Below are 22,660 nucleotides of genomic sequence, written 5' to 3' on the forward strand. Positions count from 1 at the left end.
CACGGAGCGGGGTGACGGAGGTGACAATAATGCCGGAAGACTTGTCAACCTCTCCTGCGATGGGCTGCCGGTGGCACGCGAAACAACTGACAACAGAGGCCCGGGGAAGTCATCCACGATGACCGCACGGCCGGCCGCCGGGTTCGGCGAACGCCTGCGCGCCCTCCGGCTGCGGCGCGGCCTCGCCCAGAAGGACCTGGCGGGGCCGGGCGTCTCCACCAGCTACGTCTCCCGGCTGGAGTCCGGGGAGCGGGCGCCGTCCCCGCAGGTGGTGGCCCATCTGGCCGCCACGCTGGGGGTCGAGCCGGCGGAGCTCGTCGGCCGCGCCCCCGCGGTCGAGCAACGGCAGGCGCTGCTGTGGTGCGAGGCGGTGCTGGCGCACCGCGACGGCGAGACGTCCCGCGCCGTGACCCTGCTCGACGAGCTCGGCTCCGTGGCCGAGGAGCCGATGTTCGGCTGGAGCGTGCGGTGGACGCGGGCGGCGCTGCTGGCCAGGGGGCAGGAGCCGGAACAACTGATCGTCGCCACCGAGGAGCTGCTCGACGCGTGGTCGCCCGGCGCGGCCGTCGACGCGCTGGTCGAGGTCATGCGGGCGGCGGCGTTGCGGCAGCTCGGCAGGACGGCCGAGGCGGTGCACGCGGTGCGCACCGCCGTCGCCCTGACCGAGGACCCGCAGGACGCGCTGACGGCCGCCACGCACCTGCGGTGCCTGGTGGCGCTGTGCAGCGAGCTGGCGAGGGCGGCCCGGCTGGCGGAGGCCGAGGAGGCCGTGCAGCAGCTCGGGGCCGCCCTGCGCGACGCCGAGCCCGACCGGGTCGCCGTGTCGGGCTGGTGGGTCAAGGCCCAGGTGGAGGACCGGCTCGGGCGGCGCGCCGAGGCCAGCCGCTCGATCGTCACCGCGCAGCGACTGCTGGACGCCGTCGACGTCGAACCCCAGTTCCGGCACCGGGTCAGCCTGGCCGCGGTGGCGATCGGCCTGCGCGCCGAGCACCCGGAGGTGGCCGAGCTGACCGCGGTGCTCAACAACGTCGCCGCGACCGTCGCGCCCCGTTCCCAGCTCGCGGCGCAGGTCGACGCGCTGCGCGGCGAGCTGGCGCTGCGCGTGGGCGACGCGCGGGCGGCGTGGGAGCTGGCCGAGCGCGCCCTGGCGATGGGCGCGCTCGACCACGAGGACGAGCTGCGGTGCCGCGTCCTGCTGGTGCGCGCGGCGGTGGAGCTGGCCGACGCCGAACGGCTGCTCGCCGCCCGCTCCCAGCTGGCCGACCTGTTGGAGCGACTGGGGTCGGTCAGCATCGACCCGGCCTTGTGGCGCAACGTCGCCCAACTCGCGCTGCGCGCGGTCGTGCCCGGCAGGAGGGACTGAGGTCGTGCGGGTCAGGCGTGGCCGAGGACGGGGTAGTGGTCGGAGAAGTCCGTGTAGGTGTACTCCCGGAACCAGGACTTGACCGTCCACTTCGGACTGTGCACGGCGGTGGTCCGGTTCGTCCAGGTGGCGGCGACCGGGTGGCCGTTGAGCGGCAGCACGTAGTCGAGGTGCTGCGGGGCCTGACCCGGGTACTGGGCGGCGGTCACGGAGTTGGTCCCCGGGTCCCAGGAGAAGGGGTGGCCGGCGAACGTGGGGCGACGGGCGTCGAGCCGGGCCAGCGCGCGGTCGAACTCCGCGCTGCCGGCGACCACGTTCAGGTCGCCGACGACGAACACCGGCTCGGCGGCGGGGACGCGCCGCTCGTCGACGAACCGGCGGATCTCGTCGAGCTGGCTCGCGCGCACGGCCGCCGCGTCGTCGCACCCGCCGTCCTCGGCCTGGAGGTGGGTGCCGATCACGTGCACCGCCCCCGAGGGCGCGGCCAACCGGACGTAGGCGAACCCCTTCTGCGCGAAGGTCTCGGCCCCGCACTTCTGGGTGAAGACGTGCTGCCGGCGCTCGCGGATCGGCCAGCGGCTGACCACGCTCACGCCGCCGTCCTCCACGGCGAGGTCCGAGAACGGTCCGGTGGTCGCGTCCCAGCCCTCCCGGGACCGGCCGAGCACCGGGGTCTGGTGCGGGTACTCGGCGGCGAGGTTGGCGAGCAGCCTGGCCGACGCCTCGTTGTCGAACGCCTCCTGGAGCACCACGACGTCCTGACCGGAGAGCACGCCCTGGCGGGCGATGAGGTCGGCGCGCTGGTCCTGCCCCCAGTTCGGGTACAGGTTCCTGGACAGCATGAAGACGTTGTGGCTGGCCACGCGCGGTGCGCCTGCGACCGGTGCGCGGTCCGCCGCGGTAGTCGATGCGCGGCTCGCCGCGGTGTCTGAGACGCGGCTCGCCGCGGTGGCCGGCGGGGCGGTGAGCGCCGCCAGCCCCACGCCGAGCGCGGCGAGCAGGGAAGTGAGGGAACCTCGTCTTCGCATGTCGCGGATGCTCGCGCCCGGCGGGGGCCGGTGCGTCACCGGTGTTCGTCGATCAAGTGAACGCGCGGTGACCGGGTGACGCGTTACGGGTCGGGCCACTCGATGCCGCAGGGCTGGTCACCGAGGGCGTGTGAGCCGGGCGGCGGGCAGTGCGGGACGCCGGCGACGGGCGTCGCGGCCGGCTCGGCGGCAGCGGCGGCGGCGGGCGCCACCGTCGTCAGGACGCCGAGCGCGAGCGCGGCGACCGCCAGCAGGGGGGCAGCGGGATGTCGGCGCATCTGCAGTTCCGTTCCGTCGGGGGTGTGCAGGGATGGGGTCGCGCGCGGGGCGCGGAGTGGCGTCGAGGGGTGCGGCCCCGCTCCGCCCTGCGTCCGTCGGCCAGGGGCAGGCCGGAACGCATTGACACTGGCGTGTCGATTTACTGACACATAACTGTCATGATGAAGTGGAGGGGAAGGCGTTGTCCGCGACCCTCGCGGCCTCTCGGACATGCCCACCTCGCGGTCACCCCGTGCCCTTACGCGTATGCAGAAGGTAGTTGAAGCCCCTTCTGGTGCCAAGCCGTCGGGGAGGCGCTTATCCCACGGACGGGGTGGGCGTGACCGGGTCCACGCGGCCATGACCTGCCTGGCCGAGCTGGGTGCGGGGCGGGAGGGCACCCGCTTTGTCAATTGCCCCGGTGACGTTCGGCCCTCACACGGGTGACACCCGTCCCGGCCCCTGTCCGGGAGCCGGGAAGAGCACCTTTCCGACAACTGATGAGCACGGTGGCGCAGCGGGTTGGACAATTCTTTGTCAAGTCTTGTTGTCCTGCCGGGGCCGGTGATAGCTTTCGTTCGGCAAGGTTGGTCAAGAAGATGACAACCGAGCTGGATGACCGAGACACCAAGCTCCCGGTCGCGGTGGCGGGGTGGCGACCCCGACCCGTCGGCCGGGCACCAGACCTGCTCCGGTGGCGCTGCCGCTGGCGGCGGCCGGCAGCGCCACCGGGGTGGGCTCTGACTCGTCCGGTCCCGTCCCGTCGCGGCGACACGCGTCGCCGCCCACCCGCCCCCGCCGTCCGGCCCCACCGGCCCCAGGGCCGCTGACGGTGGCGCCGAGCGCCCGGTTGGGAGCCTGCCCCTCCCAACCTCCCGCTCCCACCGGGCGCTCTTCATCTCGCACGTCCGCGCGTCCCGGGCGCTTCCGGCCCGGTCGACGCCGACCGCGGTTCCGCGGCGCACTGCTGTTCGCGGCGCACTGTCCCGCACTGGCTCCTCCAGAACTCGGCTCGAATCCGGAACTCGGCTCGCCCCGGGGCGGCCGGCATCCCGCCGAAGCGGGACGCCGGCCGCGGTGACGGTCAGCGGCGGTCGGGGACGTCAGTCAGGGACGGTTGGTCACGGTCGAGGCAACTCGCGCTTGAGCACCTTGCCGGTGGAGTTGCGCGGCAGCGCGTCGAGGAACACGACGTCCCTGGGCACCGAGAAGCGCGCCAGGTTGGCCCGCACGTGCTCGCGCACCGCGTCCGCGGTGAGGTCGACGCCCTCGGCCGGCACGACGTAGGCCGCCAGGCGCTGCCCGTACTCCTCGTCGGGCACCCCGACCACGGCGGCCTCCCGCACCCCGGCCAGCCCCGCGAGCAGGTCCTCGACCTCCCGCGGGTAGACGTTCTCGCCCCCGGAGACGACCATCTCGTCGTCCCGGCCCACGACGAACAGCAGGCCGGCCTCGTCGAGCTGGCCCACGTCGCCGGTGGCCATCATCCCGGCGCGCACCTCCTTGCCCGCGCCGTTGGTGTAGCCGTCGAACAGCATCTCGTTGGCGACGAAGATCCGGCCGGGCCGGCCGGGCGGCACGGGCGCGCCGTCCGGGTCGAGCACGGCCAGCCGGGTGCCCCTGGGCGGCCGACCGGCGGTGCCAGGGGCGGCCATCAGCTCGTCGGGCGTGGCGATGCTGGCCCACGACACCTCGGTCGAGCCGTAGAGGTTGTAGAGCACCCGCCCGTACTCCCGCTGGAAGCGCACCGCCAGCGGGCCGGGCAGGGCGGAGCCGCTGGAGGCCACGACCGACAGGGAGGCCGTGGACCAGGCGCCGCGGTCGGCCTCCGGCGTCTCCAACAGCCGTTGCAGCATGACCGGCACCACGAACCACGACGTGCAGCGGTGCTCGTGGATCGCCCGCAGCGCCGCCACCGGGTCGAACCGCCGGTGCAGCACCAGGGTCGAGCCGAGCACCAGGGCGAGCTGGAACGCGGCCAGCCCCCAGGTGTGGAACAGCGGCGCGGAGACCAGCATCGGCTCGCCGGCCCGCAGGGGGATGCGGGAGAGCACGGCCGCCGCCGGCGCGAGGCTGGGCGGTTCCGGGCGACGGGCGCCCTTCGGCGTCCCGGTCGTGCCCGAGGTGAGCACGATCATCCGGCTGCGGGGCGGCCGGGGGAGGGCAGCGGCCGGGCTCTCGGCGACGAGCCCCTCCAGCGTCAGGCTGCGGGTGGAGCCCTCGGCCAGCGCGATGATCCGCCGCACGCCGCGCGGCGCCCTGGCGAGCATCGGCCGGAACTCGGCGTCGGCGACGACCACCGACGCGCCCTGGTCGCGCAGCACCGCCGCGGTCTGGGTGGCGGACAACCCGGTGTTCACCAGCACCACGTGCGCGCCGATCTTCGCGCAGGCCACGACTGTCTCCACGAAACCCCGGTGGTTGCGGCACAGCACCGCGACCCGGTCGCCCGCCTTCACACCGGAGCCGAGCAGCCCGTTGGCCAGCCGCGTGGTGCGGTCGTCCAGCTCGGCGAAGGTCACCGCGCCCTGTTCGTCGACGACGGCGGGCCGGTCCGGGTGCCGCGCCGCGCCGATCGCGTACCCGCCGGGCGGGGTCAGGCCCCAGCGCAGGAAACCCCGGGCGACGCCGAGCAGCCGGTCCGGCCGCATCGGCGCGACCACCCGGCACCGGGCCAGCGTCACCAACGCCAACGCCTGGGTGCTCGCCTGGTCCCGCAGCGCGCTCGCCGACGACGTCGAGGGTTCGCGCCACCGCGCCGCGAGGGAGTCCAGCGCGCGTCGTGCCTGCCGCCGCAGCACCACGCCGGTCGCGGCGTCGGCCCACCCCCGGCCCCGCGGCTGGCAGGTGAGGTCGAGGTGGACCTCGGTCCGGCCCTCGCCCACGGCGCGCAACGACCAGCGCGCCCGCACCAGCGGCCCGTCCACCCCGGTCAGGACCAGCTCGGTTCCGGCCGTCGCGTCCGTGACCTCGACCGCGCCCTCGTGGCTGACGCCGCCCCAGCGGAGCTGGTAGGCGTAGCGCCGTTCGCCGGCCGCCGCCACGGTGGCGAGCCCGGGCACGAGACGGGGGTAGGCCGTCGGGTCCGAGAGGACCTCCCAGACCCGCTCCACCGGAGCCGCGATGATCCGACGGGCCGCCACACGCACCGGCGCTCACCTCACTTTCGGTCGGTCCCCCTCGGGGAGCTGTCGGGCAGGGCCCGGAACACCACGTGCAGCACGGCGTCGACCGCCTTCGGGGCGACGGCGTAGGCGGCCTGCGCGACCGTGCCCAGCGGCCGGCTCACCCGCTTCGGGCGCCGCACGAGCGCGTCGACCACCCACCGCGCGGCCTGTTCCGGCGTGGCGGCGGGAAACCGCTCGTAGATCGCGGTGGGCTTGATCATCGGCGTGCGCACCAACGGCATCAGCACGGTCGTGAACGTGACCCCGTCGCCGAGCGACTCGGCGGCGGCCACCCGGCTGAAGGCGTCGAGCGCGGCCTTGGACCCCAGGTAGGCCGCGTACCGGGGCGAGCCCACCTGGAGCCCCTGGGTGGAGATGTTCACGACGTGGCCGAAGCGCCGCGCGGCCATGTGGGGGAGGAGGCCGAGCACGAGCCGCACCGGCGCGAAGTAGTTGATGGCCATCGTCCGCTCGAAGTCGTGCGGCCGGTCCCCGGACTGCCGCAGCGACCGCCGGATGGACCGCCCGGCGTTGTTGACGAGCATGTCGATGCCGCCGCCGTCGGCCGTGTGGTCCGAGACCATGCGCTTCACCAGCGCGTCCACGGCCTCGCCGTCGGTGAGGTCGCAGGGGTAGCAGTGCGCGACGCCACCCGCGGCCGCGATCTCCGCCCGCACCTTCTCCAACTCCTCCGCGCGGCGCGCGACGAGCAGCGGAACGGCGCCGAGCCGGGCCACGGCGAGTGCGGTGGCGCGGCCGATCCCGGACGACGCGCCGGTGATCACGATCCGCCGGCCCACGAGCGCGCCGTCGGGGTGCGGTCGTCGGGCCCGGTGCGGGTCCAGCCGCTCGGCCCAGTACCGCCACAGCACGGCGGCGTACTCGGCCAGCGGCGGCACGCTCAGCCCGGAGCCGGCGAGCGCCCTCCTGGTGGCGGTGTCGTCGAAGACGGCCGGAAATCCCATGTGCCGCACCGCTTCGACGGGGACGTCGACCTCGGCCAGCAGGCGTTTCGCGGTGAGGGCGCGGGGAAGCCGGCCGTTGAGCGCGGCGCCCAGCGACGTGACCGGACGCGCCACCGCGCGGGCCGCCCGCGACAGCGGCCCACCCCACCACGCGGCCGCGGTCGTCACGCGCGGTGCGCCCGCTGCCGCCGCCCACGCGTCGTAGACCTCCGTCAGCGGCTGCGGTTTCGGGTTGACGAGGTGGAAGGTGCTGCCGGCGGGCTGGTCGGCGTGGATCAGGTGGTCCAGCGCGGCGACCACGTAGTCGACCGGGACGATGTTGGTGGCGCCCATGTCCGGCACGGCGAGCGGCACGCTCCTGGTCAGCCGGTGGAGCGGGCGCAGCCGGGCGAGCGCGGCGAACGCGGGGAAGAAGAAGTACGGGCCGTCGATCTTGTCCATCTCGCCGGTGCGCGAGTCGCCGACGACCACCGACGGGCGGTAGACCCGCCAGCGCACGCGGTCCTGCTCCCGCACCAGCCGCTCCGCGGCGAACTTCGTGGCGTGGTAGGGCGTTGGCAGCCGTTGCCCCAGGTCGAAGTCGGTCTCGGCGAACCGGCCGCGGTGGTCGCCGGCCACCGCCACCGACGACACGTGGTGGAACCAGCCGGCCCCGAGCTCGGCGGCCAGGTCGAGCGCGTGCGCCGTTCCGTCCACATTGGACTTCCGGTTCGCGTCGTCGTCGGCCGCGAGGTCGTACAGCGCGCCCAGGTGGACCACGTGGTCGACGCCGAGGAGCGCGTCGCGGTCGTGGTCGGCGAGGCCGAGCCCCGGCCGGGTCAGGTCGCCGACCACCTCGACCAGGCGGTCGGCCGGCCAGTCGACCGCCAGCCTGGCCAGCCGGGCCCGGGAACCCGGTCGGACCAGCACGTGCACCGTCGGCCGTTCGGGCCGCCCGAGCAGCCGACCGACCAGCCGTCGACCGATGAAACCGGTTGCCCCGGTCACGAAGTACGTCGCCACCGCCGCCTCCTCGCCCGGGATACTGCCACTTCCTACTCACGAGTAGGAAGAGCTCGGGGCGAATTACTACTTTTCAGTAGGTAACGGCGGTCGGCGGGCGGGCCGCCGCGCACGGTGGCCCGCCCGCTCTCAGTCCTCGTCGCTGACGGCGGCCACAACGGCCTCGCGCAGCGCGGCCCGTAACCGCCCCACCGCGAGCAGGGTCAGCGCCACCGCCTCGCCCGACGGCGGCACCAGCACCACCTGCCCGTCCCGCACCGACACGACGAGCTCCCGTCGACGGCCCGCGCCGTCCCGGCAGCTCACCGTCCACTCCCCTGGCCACTCCCTGGAGCCGCTCACGTCCCCCGACCTCCCACCTTCTCGTCGGATCCACTCCGTTGGAGCGGGACGACCGACGGTGGCCCCCGTGACGGGCGGCGGGCGCGAAATCCCCCGAATTGGGCCGAGCGGACGACAGGCGCGGGCGCTAGCGTCGGCTGCGCGGGCTCATCCTGATCACGGGAGGACGCGATGGCGCGGCCGGGGCGGATCGTCATCATCGGCGCGGGACTGGCCGGTGCGTCGGCCGCGGGTTCCTTGCGGGACAACGGTTTCACCGGCGAGATCCGGCTGATCGGCCAGGAGGCGCACCCGCCCTACGAGCTCCCCCCGCTGTCCAAGGGACTGCTGCTCGGCCAGGTCGACGAACCCGACTGGGTGCACGAGCCCGACTACTACGCGGCCCACGAGATCGAGCACCGCCGGGGCGTCACCGCCGTCCGGCTGCGCCCCGCCGACCGCGTCGTGGACACCGACGACGGCGAGGAGATCCGCTACGACCTCCTCCTGCTGGCCACCGGCTCCCGCCCGCGCACCCTCGACGTCCCCGGCGCGCACCTGGCCGGCATCCGCACGCTGCGCACGCTGGACGACTCGCTCGCCCTGCGCGAGGACCTGCGCCGACGCCCCCGGGTCGTGGTGGTCGGCGCCGGCTGGATCGGCTGCGAGGTGGCGGCGGCGGCCCGCGCGCACGGCGCCGAGGTCACGGTCGTCGCGCCCGAACCGCTGCCCCTCGTCCGCGTGCTCGGCGAGCGGATGGGCGAGGTGTTCCGCGACCTGCACGCCGAACAGGGCGTGACCTGGCGACTGGGCACGGGCGTCACCGGCTTCGACGGCGACGAGCGGGTGCGGGCGGTCCGGCTCTCGGACGGCGCCTCCCTGCCCGCCGACCTCGTCGTGCTCGGCGTCGGCGCGGCGCCCCGGCTGACCCTGGCCGCCGAGGCGGGGTTGGCGGTGACCGACGAGGTCCCCGGAGGCGGCGTGGCCGTCGACGAGCGCCTGCGGACCTCCGCCCCCGAGATCTACGCCGCCGGCGACGTCGCCGCGCACCACCACCCGCGCTACGGCCGGCGCGTCCGCGTCGAGCACTGGGCCAACGCCAAGGAGCAGGGGCGGCACGTCGGGGAGACCCTCCTCGGCTCGCCGACGCCCTACCAGGCCACGCCGTACTTCTTCACCGACCAGTACGACCTGGGCATGGAGTTCCGCGGCCTGGCCCGCCCCGAGGACGAGGTCGTGGTGCGGGGCGACCTCCGCGCCCGCGAGTTCGTCGCCTTCTGGCTGCGGGAGGGGCACGTGCACGCGGCGATGAACGTCAACACCTGGGACGACGGCGACGCCCTCCAGGCCCTCGTCGACAACCAGGCCCCGGTGGTCGTCGAGGACCTCCAGGAAGCCGACCTCCCCAGCCTCATCCCCTGACGCGGTGGTTTGGGTGCCGTAGGTCCAACACCTACGTTCTTCCCCCGTGACCTACCCCCGCCGCCGGAGCCTCCACGCCACCCGAACCCAGGAGACACCGATCGAGGTCGACGTGGCCTGCGCGCTGTGGGTGGGGGTGGGTGGGCTGACGCTTCTCGTCTGGTGTGTCCTCGGTTTCCTGCGGGACGACGTCCTGTACGAGGCGCGGAAGGGTTTGGACGTCACCAAAGCGGACCTGTCGTGGGTGGAGCTGAAGGTCAACCTCGTCCTCGCGGTCCTTCCGGTGGTGGCGCTCCTGGTCATGTGGCTGGCGGTCAGGATGAAGGCCGGCCGGCGCTGGGCACGGGCGGCGTTGCTGTTGGTCGCAGTCGTCTTCGTGCTGAGATTCCCCTCTCTCCAGGGGAACTGGGTGGCATTCGTGCTGCTCGTCGTTGTGGCGGGCGCGACCGTGCTGATGTATGCCCGGGGTGCGAACAGGTACTTCCACGCCGTGCGGACCGCGACGCGGTGATTCCCCGGTCTCTCAGGGGCCGGAAGTGCCGAGCAGGCGACGGAGCGCTGTCGTGATCATCCACTGTGGAGTGTGGGCGAGCAGGCCGTCGCGGAGGTCGACGGCCCACGGGCGCGGGCGGCGGTGCGGCGAGCCGGCGAGCCAGGAGAGTCGGGCGACGCGGTTCGCTCGTGGCCGTCGCACCTGGTCGTAGCGGTGCAGCGCCTCGGTCAGAGCGGGTTCGGCGCGCAGGGCGAGGCTGAGGACCGCGGCGTCCTCCAGCGCCTGGCCGGCCTCCTGGCCGAGTGCGGGCGGCATGGCGTGGGCGGCGTCGCCGAGCAGGGCGACGCGCCCGCGCACGTAGCGGCGTGGCAGGGGGCGCAGGACCTCGACGGGACGGGCGGTTGGCGGGTTGTCGCCGGTGGCGGCGAGGATGCGGGGGACGGGTTCTGGCCAGTGGCCGAACCGCTCGCGCAGGGCGCGGAGATCGTCGCGCTCACCGGGTTCGGGAGGTGGAGTGACGGCGTACCAGGCAAAACCGCCGTCGGCCAGCGGCGCGATGCCGAATGTCTCGCCGCGCCCCCACATCTCGCCACACCACTCCGGTGGGTCCTGCTCCCGGGAAACCACGCCGTGCCAACGCATTCCGTCCAGCCGTCGGGCTCGCGGGCGGCTGTCCACCTCGGGGCGGAGCGCGCTGACCGGTCCGCCGGCCGCGACGACCAGGTCGGTCAGGTGGTCGACGCCGTCCCCGCGACGCACCACAACGCGGGTGGAGGTCTCCCGGACACCGATCACCTTGGCTGCTGGCAGCACCTGGTCGGCGCCCAGGGCGTGCAGCAGCAGGCGGTGGACTTCCGTGTGGGGCAGGACGATCGGGGCGACGCCCCGCGCCACGAGCGGGTCGAGCCGGATCAGCGGGCGTCCGTCGAGGTCGAACACGCCGGAGTTCGCCGGCCAGGCGGCGCGGCGCGCCTCCCGGAGTCGCCCCGGGCACAGCAACTCCAACGCCCTCAGAGCCCTGGGCCACAGCGCGACGGGCCACAGGGCGACGCCCTCGTTCCGCTCCTCGCCCTCCTCGTGGTCCTCGTCGAGCACCCGGACCCGCCACCCGGCGCGGCGGAGCCCGAGAGCGGCGGCGAGGCCACCGATTCCGGCTCCGATCACCAGGGCGTCCATATCCCGACCGTAGTGACCGTCGGTCGTCGGCGCACCGCCGCGATTCGCCCGATCGTCCGCTGGTGAGGTTGCGCGATGTTGTGCGAATCTGCGTCGTGTTCCCCTCTTTCGCGCAAATTCGCACAGGAGGCCGCATGGACGAGCGTGGGACCGAGCTGTCCCGGCGGACGTTGTTCCGAACCGGCGCGGTGGCAGGCACCGCACTGGGCATGGGTGCGGCGACCGGGGCCGCGTCCGCGTCCGAGCCGCTGGCCGGCGTGGGGGAGGACGAGCGCTCGTGGCCCAGGCCGCAGGGCCGCTCGATGGTCGGCGTGCCGTTCGACCGGCACGACGAGGTGCGCGTCGGCGTGATCGGCCTCGGCAACCGGGGACTGAGCATGATCCCGCTGTTCCTCGCCGTGCCGGGCGCGCGGATCACGGCGGTGTGCGACACCAACGCCGAGGCGGTGCGGCGCGCCGCCAGGAAGGTGTGCGACGGGGGTCAGCCGGAACCCGCCCAGTACGCCGGGGGAGAGCACGACTTCGAGAAGCTCTGCGCCCGCGACGACATCGACCTCGTGTACGTGGCCACCTCGTGGGAGTGGCACGTGCCGATGGCGCTCTCCGCGCTGCGCAACGGCAAGCACGTCGGCATCGAATGCCCGCTGGCCATGACCCTGCGCGAGCTGTGGGAGCTGGTCGACGCCTCTGAGCGCCACCGCCGCCACTGCATCCAACTGGAGAACTGCTGCTACGGGCGCAACGAGCTCCGCGTGCTGCGCATGGCCCACGACGGCAAGTTCGGCGAGCTGCTGCACGGCGCCGGCGCCTACATCCACGACCTGCGGGAACTGATGTTCTCCGACACGTACTACGCGGGCGAGTGGCGCAGGACCTGGCACACCAGGCTCAACGGCGATCTCTACCCCACCCACGGCCTGGGGCCGGTGGCCAACTACATGGACGTCAACCGCGGCGACCGGCTGGTCCGGATGACGGCGATGAGCACCCCGGCGCTCGGCCTCGCCGAGTACCGCCAGCAGCACGAGCAGCCCGGCGACTCCTCCTGGCGGGAGCGCTACGTCAAGGGCGACACCACGATGAGCCTCATCCAGACCGCGAAGGGCCGTGTGATCCGCCTCCAGCACGACGTCTCCAACCCCTACCCGTACAGCCGGCTCAACCAGCTCGCCGGTACGAAGGGCGTGTTCGAGGACTACCCCGCGCGGATCTACCTGGAGCCCGACCACTCCGGCGACCGCTGGGCGCGTTTCGAGGACTACGCCCGCTACGACCACTGGCTGTGGACCGACGTCGGCCCGGGGCCGGGCGGCCACGGCGGCATGGACTACGTGATGCTCTACCGCACCATCCAGACGATGCGGCTGGGCCTCGTCCCCGACATCGACGTCTACGACTCCGCGACGTGGAGCGCGCCGGTGGCGCTCAGCGTCGAGTCGATCCGGCGCGGCGGCGCGCCCGTGCCGTTCCCCGACTTCACCCGGGGGCGCTGGCGCGACGCCCGGCCCGGCATCGACCGCCCCAAACCCGCCTGACGGCTTGCGAACCCGCCTGTCTGACGGAAACCCGACCGGACGGACCCGGCCGCGGCCCTGTCGCCGCGGTCGGACCAGTCCCGCTCGCCGATGTCGATCACTCGCCTTGGTCCGTGCTCGTGGTTTTTCCGGGCCACGCCGGACAATCCGGTGCGTCTGATCACGGAGGACTGCGAGACTGGCGCGGTGACCGGGATCGACGGCGTCCTGCTGCGCGCCGCGGAACTGAACCGCACTGGTCAGCACGCGGAGGCGCTGCGGCTGCTGCGCCCGGTCGTCCGGTCGCACCCGGACCACGCGGTCGCCTGGTGCCACTTCGCCGCCGCGCTCCTGGACGACGGCCAGCACGAGCCGGCGCTCAACGCCGCCCGCCGCGCCGCCGTGGTCGACCCGACCCTGGAGTGGGCGCACCGACTGGCCAGCCTGGCCCTGACCGAGATGGACCGCCCGGCCGAGGCGGTGCTCGCCGCCAGGGAGGCCGCCCGGCTGAAACCGGGGGAGTGGCGGTGCCAGGTCGCGCTGGCCGAGGCGTTGGTGGCCGACGGCCGGGCCGGCTCGACCGAGGCCGTCGAGGCCGCCCGGCACGCGGTCCGGCTCGCGCCGCACGAGGCGCGCCCCCGGGAGGTGCTCGGCGACGTGGCCCTGGCCGGCCGTCGCCTCGACGACGCCGAGCGCGCCTACCGCGACGCGCTGCGGATCGACCCCGGCAGCGAGCACGCCGAGCTGAACCTCACCCTGGTCCGGCGGCTGCGGAGCGGGGGCAACGGCCACGCCCCCGCGCCGCCGCCCCCCGGCGTGGAGACCGTCGCCTGGGGTCTGCTGCGGCAGGTCGCGCTCGTCCAGGGCGTGGGCGGGCTGGCGCTGCTGTTCGCCGGCTACCCCCGGCCGGGGCAGGGCCTGGCCTGGCTCGGGCTCCTGCTCTGCCTCGTCGTCGCCGCGCTCGTGCTGGCCTTCGGCCGTCGCGTGCCCGTTCCGGCGCTGCGCGGACTGCCCCGGACGTTGCCCCGCCGTCCCCTGATGGGCGTGACCGCCGTGTTGCTCGCGATCGGCTTCGTCCTGCTGCTCGTCTGGTCGGCGGTGCACGCCGTGTGGCCGCTGTCCATCCAGGCGGTGGCGATCTCCTGGCTGACCAGCGCCCTGGCCGCGGCGGCCGTCCTCACCCACCGGGCCCTCACCCGTCTGCGGACGGACCAGGAGCGCGGCTGAACCGGCCCGAACCAGCGCTGGACCAGCCCGAACCAGCGCCGGACCAGCCCGCGCCAGACCCGAACCAGCTCCGGCCAGGGGCTACCCTCGGCGTACGAGGACCGAGGGGGCGCCGACCCGGAGGGCGTGTCGTGGCGCGAACGGACCGGGTGGCCCGGTGCCCGCTCGCCCGCTCCCCTCGCCGTGGCGGCCCCGCCTGCCGGGCCCACGAGGACTGGCTGAGCCAGCGGCGGGCCGAGGTCGTCGGCCCGGTCCGCGGCCGGGTGGTCGAACTGGGCGACGGCACCGGGGCGAACCTCCCGCACTACCGGGGGCCGCGCTGGCTGCTGGTGGCCGAGCCCGACGCCGGCGCCAGGACCGTGATCGACCGGCAGGCCGCCGATCTCGGCTTCCCCGCCACTGTCGTCGCGGCCGACCCGGAGCGCCTGCCCCTGCCGGACGGCGGCGTCGACGTCGTGGTGAGCGTTCTCGCGCTCTGCGCGGTCGCCGACCTGGACGCGACTCTGGCCGAGATCGGCCGCGTGCTCGCCCCGTGGGGCCGTCTGGTGTTCCTGGAGCACGTCCGGTCCGCCGGGTTCCCGGGCCGGTGCCAGGACCTGGTCGCGCCCCTGTGGTCCCGGCTCGCGCGGGGCTGCCGGCCGGACCGCCGCACCGTGGCGGCGATGTCCGCCGCCGGGTTCCGGATCACCGAGGCCGAGTTCCGCGCGCCGCCGGGCCGGCTCCCGCTGGCCGGGCCCGTCGTGCGGGGCGTTGCCGCCCGGCCGGAGCGCGGGGCGTGGTGGCGCGAGACGCGGTGGCTGCGCGGCGAACGGACGTGATGTCGGTCACCGGAAGCCCTGGTGAGCAGCCGGTTTCGGCTGATCCGGGGCGGGGCAGGCAACCCCCTGCCCGCCTGCGGCGACCTTACGAGTGGGAGTGTTGGGGTTCGTCGGCGGGTATCGCCGGGACCACGGGGTGGTGTCCGACCACCCGGGCCGTGTCCGGGTTGGTCGTCTGGTGCGCGTGGAAGGGGATGTGCGGACGGTGCGTGTCGCACGGGCGTCGGGGATGGTGAAGCTCCTGGGACTCTGCGTGGTCGCGGGGGTGCTCGTGGCCGCGATGTTGTTCCCGGTCTTCGGCGGGTTGGGCCTGGCGTCCAACCAGGCGGCGGAGACGGTGGACAAGGTCTCGGCCGACCTGGTCAGCGTCGACCCGCCGCTGTTGACCACGATCACGGACAAGGACGGCAACCCCATCGCCCACCTGTACGACCAGGACCGGGTGATCGTCAACGCCGACCAGATCAACGACACCATGAAGGCCGCGATCGTCGCGATCGAGGACAAGCGGTTCTTCGACCACAACGGCGTCGACTGGCAGGGCACCATGCGCGCCATGGTGAAGAACGCCGCCTCCGACTCGATCACCGGCGGCGGCTCCTCGCTCACCCAGCAGTACGTCAAGAACTACCTGGCGTTCGTCGTGGCGAAGAACGCCAAGGACCCGCAGTACAAGAAGGCGATCGAGCAGACCCCGGCGCGCAAGCTCAAGGAGATCCGGATCGCCCTCGACCTGGAGCGCAAGCTCTCCAAGGACGAGATCCTCACCCGGTACCTGAACATCGTCCCGTTCCCGTACCAGATCTACGGCGTCGCCGAGGCGGCCCGCGCGTTCTTCAACACCACGCCCGACAAGCTGGAGATCCACCAGGCCGCCCTGCTGGCCGCCATCGTCAACATGCCCGGCGCGCTGAACCCGGTCACGAACCCCGAGGACGCGAAGAAGCGGCGGGACATCGTGATCGACAAGATGGCCGAGAACAAGATGCTCAGCAGGGACGCCGACGAGAACAAGCGGCTGGCCGAGGAGTACAAGGCCAAGGCGCTGGGCGTCCTGCCCGAGCTGAACCTGCGCACCAGCGGCTGCGTCGGGGCCGGCCCCACCGACGGCTTCTTCTGCGAGTACGCCCTGAGCTACCTGAAGAAGGCCGGTCTGGACATGGACCAGATCAAGCGCGGCGGCTACACGATCCGGACCACGCTGGACCCGAAGGCGAGCACGGAGGCCAAGAAGGCCGCCGAGGCGACCGTGCCCAAGAACACCCGGGGTGTCGCCAACACCATGGCGATCATCGAGCCGGGCCAGGACCGGCACAAGGTCCGGGCCCTGGTCGCCAACCGCGACTTCGGCAACAACGCGGAGAAGGGCCAGAGCTCCTACGAGCTGCCCAGCCAGGTCACGCCGTTCGGCGCCGGGTCGATCTTCAAGGTCTTCACGGCGGCCGCGTACATGCAGCAGAAGAACGCCGGGATCAGCCGGCCGGTGGCGGTTCCCGAGACCTACACCTCCCCCGTCTTCAAGGACGGCGGCCGGGGGTGGACGGTCAAGAACGCGGGCAAGTACGACGGCAGCTCGACGGTGCAGGGCGCGCTCGCGCTCTCCCCGAACACCCCCTTCATCAAGATGGAGGAGGAGGCCGGCCTCAAGAACGTGCTCGACATGGCCTACAAGCTCGGCATGCGGGAGAGCATGAAGGGCGTCAACAAGGCCGGTGAGCACAAGAAGGGCGACTCCTGGTCGAGCGTGTACGACCAGATGCTGAGGGAGAACAGCGGCTCCTTCACGCTGGGCGTGACGCCGGCGAGCGCGCTGGAGGTGTCCAACGTCGGCGCCACGATCATGAGCGAGGGCAGGTGGTGCCCGCCGTCGCCCATCGAGCAGATCCTGGACCGCAACGGCAAACCGGTGCCGGTCAGGGAGGAGCCGTGCGAGCAGGTGGTCGACCCGGCCCTGGCCAACTCGCTGGCCCAGGGACTGAGCAAGGACTCGGTGTCCGGCACCGCCAAGACGGCTGCCTCGGCGAACGGTTGGAGCCGGCCGATGATCGGCAAGACCGGCACCACCGAGGACCACAAGTCCTCCGGCTTTCTCGGCGCGACCCGCGACTACGCCGGCGCCGTCCTGGTCTTCACCGACGGTGTCGCGCCCCAGGTGATCTGCCACACCCCCGTGCGGCTCTGCGGCTTCTCGGGCACCGGCGCGTACGGCGGTGACATCGCGGCTCCGACCTGGTTCAAGGCGATGGGGCCGTTGCACGCGGACAAGCCGGACCGCGGGCTGCCCGAGGCGGACCCCCGCTACCGGTAGGGCCCCTCGGCTGACGTTCGGCGCCGCACTCCCGCTGGAGTGCGGCGCCGTCCCTTTTGGACCCTGGTTTGAGAAGGCCCTGGTCGGCCCGGTCACTCGCAGTTGGCCTCGTCGAGCAGTTCCAGCACCTCGTCGTCGGTGGTCTGCCCGAAGTCCCGGTACCAGCGCCCGACGGCCCGGAAGTCAACCGGTTCGGCGGCGCACAGCACCAGGTCGGCCTCCGAGCGCAACACCTCCGCCGAGTCCGGCGCGCACACCGGCGCGGTGAACACCAGCCGCAGGGGGCGTTCCTCCCGCAACGCCCGCAGGGTCGCCCTGGCCGTCACCCCGGTGGCCAGGCCGTCGTCCACGACGATCACGTCTCGGCCGGCCAGCGGCACCCCGGGCCGGCCCGCCCGGTACAGCTCCACCCGGCGACGGGCCTCGGCCCGCTCCCGCTCGCAGACGTCGCTGAGGTCCTCGGCGCGCAGCCGGAGCATGGCCAGGCTGCCGCTGTCGTAGATGGGCGGCCCGCCGACGGTCACCGCGCCGACGCCGAACTCCGGCTGGAACGGCGCGCCGATCTTGCGGGCCACCGCCACGTCCAGCGGCGCGCCCAACGCGCGGGCGATCTCGAAGGCGACCGGCACCCCGCCCCTGGCCAGCCCGAGCACGACCGGGTCCGTCCACTCCATCCGCACGAGCTGCGCGGCCAGGTGACGGCCGCCCTCCCTGCGGTCCTCGAACCGCACGGTGGCCAGCGGTCGCCAGTGCATGGCCCCTCCCTACGCGAACGGCTGCCGACGCACGGGCTCGGGCGGGCGGACGTGGTCGCCCCGGGCTTCGGTCGGGCGCGCCGGGCGGACGTCGGTGTGGCCGCCGGGGTGCTCGCCGGGCTGTCCGCCGAGGTGCTCCCGGAACCAGGCGGCGGCCAACTCGGCCACCTTCGCCAACGCGCCCGGCTCGCCGAACAGGTGCGTCGCGCCCGGCACCACGCTCAGCTCGTGCGGCCCGCCCAGCAGCGCGGCGGCCTGCCGGTTGAGCTGGAGCACCTGGGTGTCGTGGCCGCCCACGACGAGCAGCGTCGGCGCCCGCACCGCGGGCAGCGCGTCGCCGGCGAGGTCGGGCCGCCCGCCCCGGGACACGACGGCGGCGACGCGGTCCGGTCGGCGCGCGGCGGCGACGAGCGCGGCGGCCGCCCCGGTGCTCGCCCCGAACAGCCCGACCGGCAGGTCCCGGGTGCCGGGCCACTCCGCGGCCTGGTCGACGGCCGCGGTCAGCCGGTCGGTCAGCAACCCGATGTCGAAGCGGAGCTCCGTCGTGCGCGCGTCGACCTCCTCCTCACCCCGGGTGAGCAGGTCGAGCAGCAACGTGGCGAACCCGCTGTCGCGCAGCGTCCCGGCCACCGCCCGGTTGCGCGGGCTGTGCCGGGAGCTGCCGGAGCCGTGCGCGAACACCACCACGCCGGTGGCGTCGGCGGGCACCTCCAGGTCGCCGGCGAGCCGCCCGGGGCCGAGCGGGCCGCTGGTCTCCAGGGTCACCGGCTGGGACATGACGCACCACCTCCCCGCCCACCCCTCCTCACCCGGGTGTACCCCGGGCCGGTGAACGAGCAAACGCCAGCGGGGTCCCGCCGCTCCGGCGGGACCCCGCTGGCAGGCCGGGAGGGGGACCGGGGCCCGGCCCCAGCGGGGTGTCGGGGCCGGTCAGCCGCAGGTCAGCCCCGGTAGGAGCCCTGGGTCTGCACGTTCAGCTCGTCCACCCGCACCAGCTTCGCGCCGAGGGTCCGCGGGTCGGTCAGGTCGAGCACGTCCAGCCCCTTCTGGATGTCACTCGAGTAGATATGGCCGTTGTAGTAGTAGGCCGACCAGGAGCCGCCGGTGATCTTCTTGTCGGTCGTCAGCGGACCGCGCTCCCAGTAGCCGATCTCCTTCGGCCGGGCCGAGTCGGTGAAGTCCCACACCGACACGCCGCCCTGGTACCAGGCCTGGACCATGATGTCGCGGCCGCGGACCGGGATCAGCGACCCGTTGTGCGCCACGCAGTTCTCGGTCTCGGCCTGCGGCCGGGGGATCTTGAAGTAGCTGCGGAACACCAGTTTGCGCTGGTCGCCCTGGCCCACGATGTCGTAGATGCCGTCCGCCCCGCGCTCCGGCCCGGTCTTGGCGTCGCAGGTCGGCGCGCCGCCGCCGCCCAGCTCGTCGGTGAAGACGACCTTCGTGCCGGCGTTGTTGAACGTGGCCGAGTGCCAGAACGCGAAGTTCCGGTCGTCGCGGACCCGCTCGAACACCCGGGGGCGCTCCCGGTCGGAGATGTCCATCAGCACGCCGTCGCCCATGCACGCGCCCGCCGCGAGGTCCTTCTCGGGGTAGACCGTGATGTCGTGGCAGCCGGTGGTCTCGGTGACGTACCGGGCGGGGAACTGCCCCGGCTGGCCGGGGTTGCCGCCGTCGGGGAACAGCACCGGCTCGGCCACCACCGCGGCGCGCTCGGGCTGGCGCAACGGCACCTTGACGATCGAGATCTGGTCGTGCGGCGGCTGGCACTTCGGGAAGTTCGGCCGCGGGCTGTACGAGGAGACGTAGAGGTAGACCGACTCGCCCGTCCGGTCCGGCACGAGCGTGTGCGTGTGCGACCCGCACTTGGTGTCGACGGCCGCGACGTAGCGCGGGTTGCTCTTGTCGCTGATGTCGAAGACCTTGATGCCCTCCCACGCGTCCGCGTCGGCGGCCGTGCGCGCCTCGCTGGCGCAGGTGTTGTTGCTCCTCGGGTAGTCGGTCGACAGGAACAGCAGGTTCCCGTGCACCGAGATGTCGTTCTGCCCACCGGGGCAGTGCACCTGGCTGACGATCTTCGGTCGGCGCGGCCGCGAGACGTCGTACACGACGAACCCGTCGTAGTTGCCGACGAAGGCGTGGTTGTCCGCGAAGGCGATATCGGTTCCGTAGGCGTTGGTGTTGTCGAACGGCGCCTGCTTCGGGATGTTCGCCAGCTGCCGCATGTTCCGGCTGCTCGACACCTGGTCCACGCCGGGGATGTCGGCGTTGTCCTCCGGCCCCGCCGAGGCTGGCGGCGTGAGCAGCGCGACGCCCAGCGCCGCCGCTCCCACGACCGCGAACACCCCGCGCCGACGGCCTGCCCATCTCGTTCTCGACATGACCTGTTCTCCCCTCGTCGCGGGTGAGAAGTCCGGGCGGCGGCGGTACCCGACGAAGCGCAGTGTGTCCGCTCGGTCCCCGCGGTGCCAGGGCCGATCGGCGGTCGTTCGCCGGCCGCCGGTGGGCCGCTCTGGCGGTTCCGGCGGGGCCGCGGCCGTCGGTACGGTCACGCCCGGTCGGGCGACGCGGCGGGAGGTGGTCGCTGATGGGGTGGCGACGCGGGGTGGCTGTCCTGGCGCTCGGGCTGGCGGTGACCGGTTGTTCGGGCGACCCCGGGGAGGGGGCGGTCCGCGAGTCGGCGCCGCCGGTGATCGTCCCCGGTGGGCCGGGGGAGCCGGCGCGCACGCTGTCCGGCGCGCCCTCGTCGGGGGTGCGCCCGTCGGCCGCCCCGAGCGAGGCCGACCGCGCCTACGTCCAGATGATGATCGCCCACCACCAGCAGGCGGTGGAGATGACGGCGTTGGCTCCGGAGCGGGCCGCCGACGCCCAGGTGCGCGGGCTCGCCGCGCGGATCGGCGCCGCGCAGGGCCCGGAGATCACGGCGATGCGCGGCTGGTTGGAGCGCAACGGGCTGGGCTCCGGCTCCGGCGGGCACGACCACGCGGCGATGCCCGGCATGGCCACTCCCGAGCAGATGGCCGCGCTGCGCGCCGCGACCGGCGGCGAGTTCGACCGCCAGTTCCTGCGCCTGATGATCGCCCATCACGAGGGCGCGGTGAGCATGGCGACCGACCTGCTGACCAAGGGCGTGGACGTCTTCGCGCAGGAGATGGCGCAGGACGTCATCGCGACGCAGACCGCGGAGATCAAGCGGATGCGGGCGATGCTCGGCGGCTGAGCCGCCCGTCATCGCGTCGCCGGGCAGCGGCGCCCCTTCGTGATCTTGGTCATCGACAGGGGGCTGCCGGTCGGCGCCCCCGCTGACGAGGGCGAACGCGTTCCGGTCTGTCCGCCCACCTCACCGAGGGGGCGCGGTCCGCGCTGCCCGCGCACCGGGGAGGTTTCACCGGTTCGGCCGGTTGACATCACAACTATCTGGACATGGACATTGTCTAAACTGGGGTCCGTCGATGCCGACCGCACACGGGGGGAGCCTCATGTACCGCCACGAGCGCCGTGTCAGCCAGCGCACCCGGCAGACCGGGACGACGAGCAGGACGGGCACCACCAGCAGGGCGGCGGGCGGGACCGCCGCCGGGACCACGAGCGCGCCCAGCGCACCGACGAGGACGACGACCGGCCACCGCGCCGCCGGGGCCGGCCACGACCTGCGGCCCGAGCTGCTGGTGGGCCACCTCGCCGAGCTGCTGGCGCTCACCCACGCCCTGCTCACGACGACCCGCGGTGCCCTGCGCGGCCAGGACGAGCGACTGCCCCGCAGGGCGTTGACCGACCAGGTCGGCGACCTGGTCGCCGCGCTGCACGACCTCTCCGTCGAGATCCAACGCCTCTGCGAGCGCTACGCCCTGCCCGCGCCGCGCGAGCGACAGGCCAACACGGCCGTGGGCGCCGGCGAGTTCGTGCTGGAGTGGCTGGCCGACGAGCACCACCGCTGCGGGCAGACCGCCCGGCGCGCCCTGCTCACCGCGGCCGCGCTCGGCGAGGCGCACAGCTCCGTAGTCCTGGGCCTGCGCGCGCTGGCCCACGAGCGCGCCGAGCGGCAGGCCCGGTCGGCCGGCGGGGACGCCGCTGGTGACGCCGCCGGCGACCGGGACCGGGACGAGGGCGTCCACCAGGCATGATGCTGGTGGACGTCCCGAGCGGGTCGGAGTCGAGCGAGTACGTGGTGAGCGCCGTGGCAGAGTCGGACACAGGCAGGTCGGGCACAGACAGATCGGGCACAGGCAGGTCGGGCACAGACAGATCGGGCACGGGTGGGTCGGACGCCCCGGACGCGGAGGGGAGCCCCGACCCCACCGGCTGGGCTCCGCGCGTGGCCGACCCGGACCGGACCGCCGAGCTGGTCGAGCGGATGCAGGAGGCCGGGCTGCGGGCCACCGGCCCCCGGGTGGCCGTCGCCGAGGCGCTGCGCGAGATGGGCGGGCACCGCACCGCCGACGACGTGCACGCGCACCTGGTGCGGGCCGGGACCAGGATTCCGCGGGCCAGCGTGTACAACGTGCTCGCCGCGCTCACCGGCGCGGGCATCTGCACGGTCGCCGACATCGGCCACGGCCCCGCGGTCTACGAGCTCGACCGCGGCTGGCACCACCACTTCGTCTGCCGGGTGTGCGGACGGGTCTCCGACGTCGACTGCCTCGTGGGCAGCTCCCCGTGCCTCACCGCGGGGGATTCGGTCGGCGTCATCGAACAGGCGCAGGTCATCTTCCGTGGCGTGTGCGCGGATTGCCAGGAGAACGAGTGAACTACGACGCGTTGTTGTTTCTGTCCTTCGGTGGGCCGGAGGGCCCGGAGGACGTGCGGCCGTTCCTGGAGAACGTGACCCGGGGTCGGGGGGTGC

Annotated in this window: 20 protein-coding genes; 11 read left to right on the plus strand and 9 right to left on the minus strand. The window is 73.8% G+C overall.

Annotated elements, in window-relative coordinates:
- Window positions 1-118: 118 nt before the first annotated feature.
- On the plus strand, window positions 119-1,363 hold the full coding sequence (locus tag BUE43_RS32030; protein ID WP_073490104.1) for a helix-turn-helix domain-containing protein: 1,245 nt from the start codon (window positions 119-121) through the stop codon (window positions 1,361-1,363).
- A gap of 11 nt (window positions 1,364-1,374) precedes the next feature.
- On the opposite strand, the gene sph is transcribed toward BUE43_RS32030, so the two are convergent.
- From sph to BUE43_RS32055, 5 genes are all read right to left on the minus strand, one after another.
- On the minus strand, window positions 1,375-2,226 hold the full coding sequence (sph, locus tag BUE43_RS32035) for a sphingomyelin phosphodiesterase (protein WP_234996039.1): 852 nt from the start codon (window positions 2,224-2,226) through the stop codon (window positions 1,375-1,377).
- A gap of 248 nt (window positions 2,227-2,474) precedes the next feature.
- Complete coding sequence (locus BUE43_RS32040) at window positions 2,475-2,669, minus strand: hypothetical protein (RefSeq protein WP_073490105.1); 195 nt, start codon at window positions 2,667-2,669, stop codon at window positions 2,475-2,477.
- Window positions 2,670-3,770: 1,101 nt separating this feature from the next.
- Window positions 3,771-5,798: an AMP-binding protein gene (locus tag BUE43_RS32045; protein ID WP_073490106.1), complete on the minus strand. Its 2,028-nt coding sequence runs from the start codon at window positions 5,796-5,798 to the stop codon at window positions 3,771-3,773.
- Between the two features lie 11 nt (window positions 5,799-5,809).
- Window positions 5,810-7,783, minus strand: a complete 1,974-nt coding sequence (locus BUE43_RS32050) for an SDR family oxidoreductase (RefSeq protein ID WP_073490107.1) — start codon at window positions 7,781-7,783, stop codon at window positions 5,810-5,812.
- Between the two features lie 129 nt (window positions 7,784-7,912).
- Window positions 7,913-8,125 (minus strand): hypothetical protein, encoded by a 213-nt coding sequence (locus tag BUE43_RS32055; protein WP_073490108.1) that lies wholly within the window; start codon window positions 8,123-8,125, stop codon window positions 7,913-7,915.
- Between the two features lie 171 nt (window positions 8,126-8,296).
- Between BUE43_RS32055 and BUE43_RS32060 the strand changes: the two genes are divergently transcribed.
- Both BUE43_RS32060 and BUE43_RS32065 read left to right on the plus strand, forming a co-directional pair.
- Window positions 8,297-9,526 carry an NAD(P)/FAD-dependent oxidoreductase gene (locus tag BUE43_RS32060; protein WP_073490109.1) on the plus strand — a complete coding sequence of 410 codons (1,230 nt, stop codon included), beginning with the start codon at window positions 8,297-8,299 and terminating at the stop codon, window positions 9,524-9,526.
- Between the two features lie 46 nt (window positions 9,527-9,572).
- Complete coding sequence (locus BUE43_RS32065) at window positions 9,573-10,037, plus strand: hypothetical protein (RefSeq protein ID WP_073490110.1); 465 nt, start codon at window positions 9,573-9,575, stop codon at window positions 10,035-10,037.
- Between the two features lie 12 nt (window positions 10,038-10,049).
- Here the strand turns inward: BUE43_RS32065 and BUE43_RS32070 are convergent, their stop codons facing one another.
- Window positions 10,050-11,195, minus strand: coding sequence for an FAD-dependent monooxygenase (locus BUE43_RS32070; protein ID WP_073490111.1), 1,146 nt, complete (start codon window positions 11,193-11,195; stop codon window positions 10,050-10,052).
- A gap of 134 nt (window positions 11,196-11,329) precedes the next feature.
- Between BUE43_RS32070 and BUE43_RS32075 the strand changes: the two genes are divergently transcribed.
- From BUE43_RS32075 to BUE43_RS32090, 4 genes are all read left to right on the plus strand, one after another.
- Entirely contained in the window at window positions 11,330-12,730 is a 1,401-nt protein-coding gene (locus BUE43_RS32075) for a Gfo/Idh/MocA family protein (RefSeq protein ID WP_073490112.1), read from the plus strand.
- 186 nt (window positions 12,731-12,916) lie between these two features.
- Window positions 12,917-13,936 (plus strand): tetratricopeptide repeat protein, encoded by a 1,020-nt coding sequence (locus BUE43_RS34560; protein WP_073490124.1) that lies wholly within the window; start codon window positions 12,917-12,919, stop codon window positions 13,934-13,936.
- Window positions 13,937-14,067: 131 nt separating this feature from the next.
- Window positions 14,068-14,754 carry a class I SAM-dependent methyltransferase gene (locus BUE43_RS34565; RefSeq protein ID WP_159447829.1) on the plus strand — a complete coding sequence of 229 codons (687 nt, stop codon included), beginning with the start codon at window positions 14,068-14,070 and terminating at the stop codon, window positions 14,752-14,754.
- Window positions 14,755-14,959: 205 nt separating this feature from the next.
- Entirely contained in the window at window positions 14,960-17,062 is a 2,103-nt protein-coding gene (locus tag BUE43_RS32090) for a transglycosylase domain-containing protein (RefSeq protein WP_234996040.1), read from the plus strand.
- 92 nt (window positions 17,063-17,154) lie between these two features.
- Here the strand turns inward: BUE43_RS32090 and BUE43_RS32095 are convergent, their stop codons facing one another.
- From BUE43_RS32095 to BUE43_RS32105, 3 genes are all read right to left on the minus strand, one after another.
- Complete coding sequence (locus BUE43_RS32095; protein ID WP_083960399.1) at window positions 17,155-17,817, minus strand: phosphoribosyltransferase; 663 nt, start codon at window positions 17,815-17,817, stop codon at window positions 17,155-17,157.
- Between the two features lie 9 nt (window positions 17,818-17,826).
- Window positions 17,827-18,594, minus strand: a complete 768-nt coding sequence (locus BUE43_RS32100) for a dienelactone hydrolase family protein (RefSeq protein WP_073490114.1) — start codon at window positions 18,592-18,594, stop codon at window positions 17,827-17,829.
- 164 nt (window positions 18,595-18,758) lie between these two features.
- Window positions 18,759-20,198, minus strand: a complete 1,440-nt coding sequence (locus BUE43_RS32105; RefSeq protein WP_073490115.1) for an LVIVD repeat-containing protein — start codon at window positions 20,196-20,198, stop codon at window positions 18,759-18,761.
- A gap of 206 nt (window positions 20,199-20,404) precedes the next feature.
- Here BUE43_RS32105 and BUE43_RS32110 point away from each other — a divergent pair, with 206 nt between their 5' ends.
- The 4 genes from BUE43_RS32110 to BUE43_RS33970 all read left to right on the plus strand — a co-directional run.
- On the plus strand, window positions 20,405-21,037 hold the full coding sequence (locus BUE43_RS32110) for a DUF305 domain-containing protein (protein ID WP_073490116.1): 633 nt from the start codon (window positions 20,405-20,407) through the stop codon (window positions 21,035-21,037).
- A gap of 259 nt (window positions 21,038-21,296) precedes the next feature.
- Entirely contained in the window at window positions 21,297-21,941 is a 645-nt protein-coding gene (locus BUE43_RS32115) for a hypothetical protein (protein ID WP_073490117.1), read from the plus strand.
- Between the two features lie 191 nt (window positions 21,942-22,132).
- On the plus strand, window positions 22,133-22,564 hold the full coding sequence (locus BUE43_RS32120) for a Fur family transcriptional regulator (protein ID WP_234996041.1): 432 nt from the start codon (window positions 22,133-22,135) through the stop codon (window positions 22,562-22,564).
- Window positions 22,561-22,660: ferrochelatase (locus BUE43_RS33970; RefSeq protein WP_143174531.1), on the plus strand; the 100-nt coding region annotated here is incomplete at its 3' end. The genes BUE43_RS32120 and BUE43_RS33970, both read left to right, overlap by 4 nt.

The organism is Streptoalloteichus hindustanus (assembly GCF_900129375.1).
GTDB classification, from domain to species: Bacteria; Actinomycetota; Actinomycetes; order Mycobacteriales; family Pseudonocardiaceae; genus Streptoalloteichus; species Streptoalloteichus hindustanus.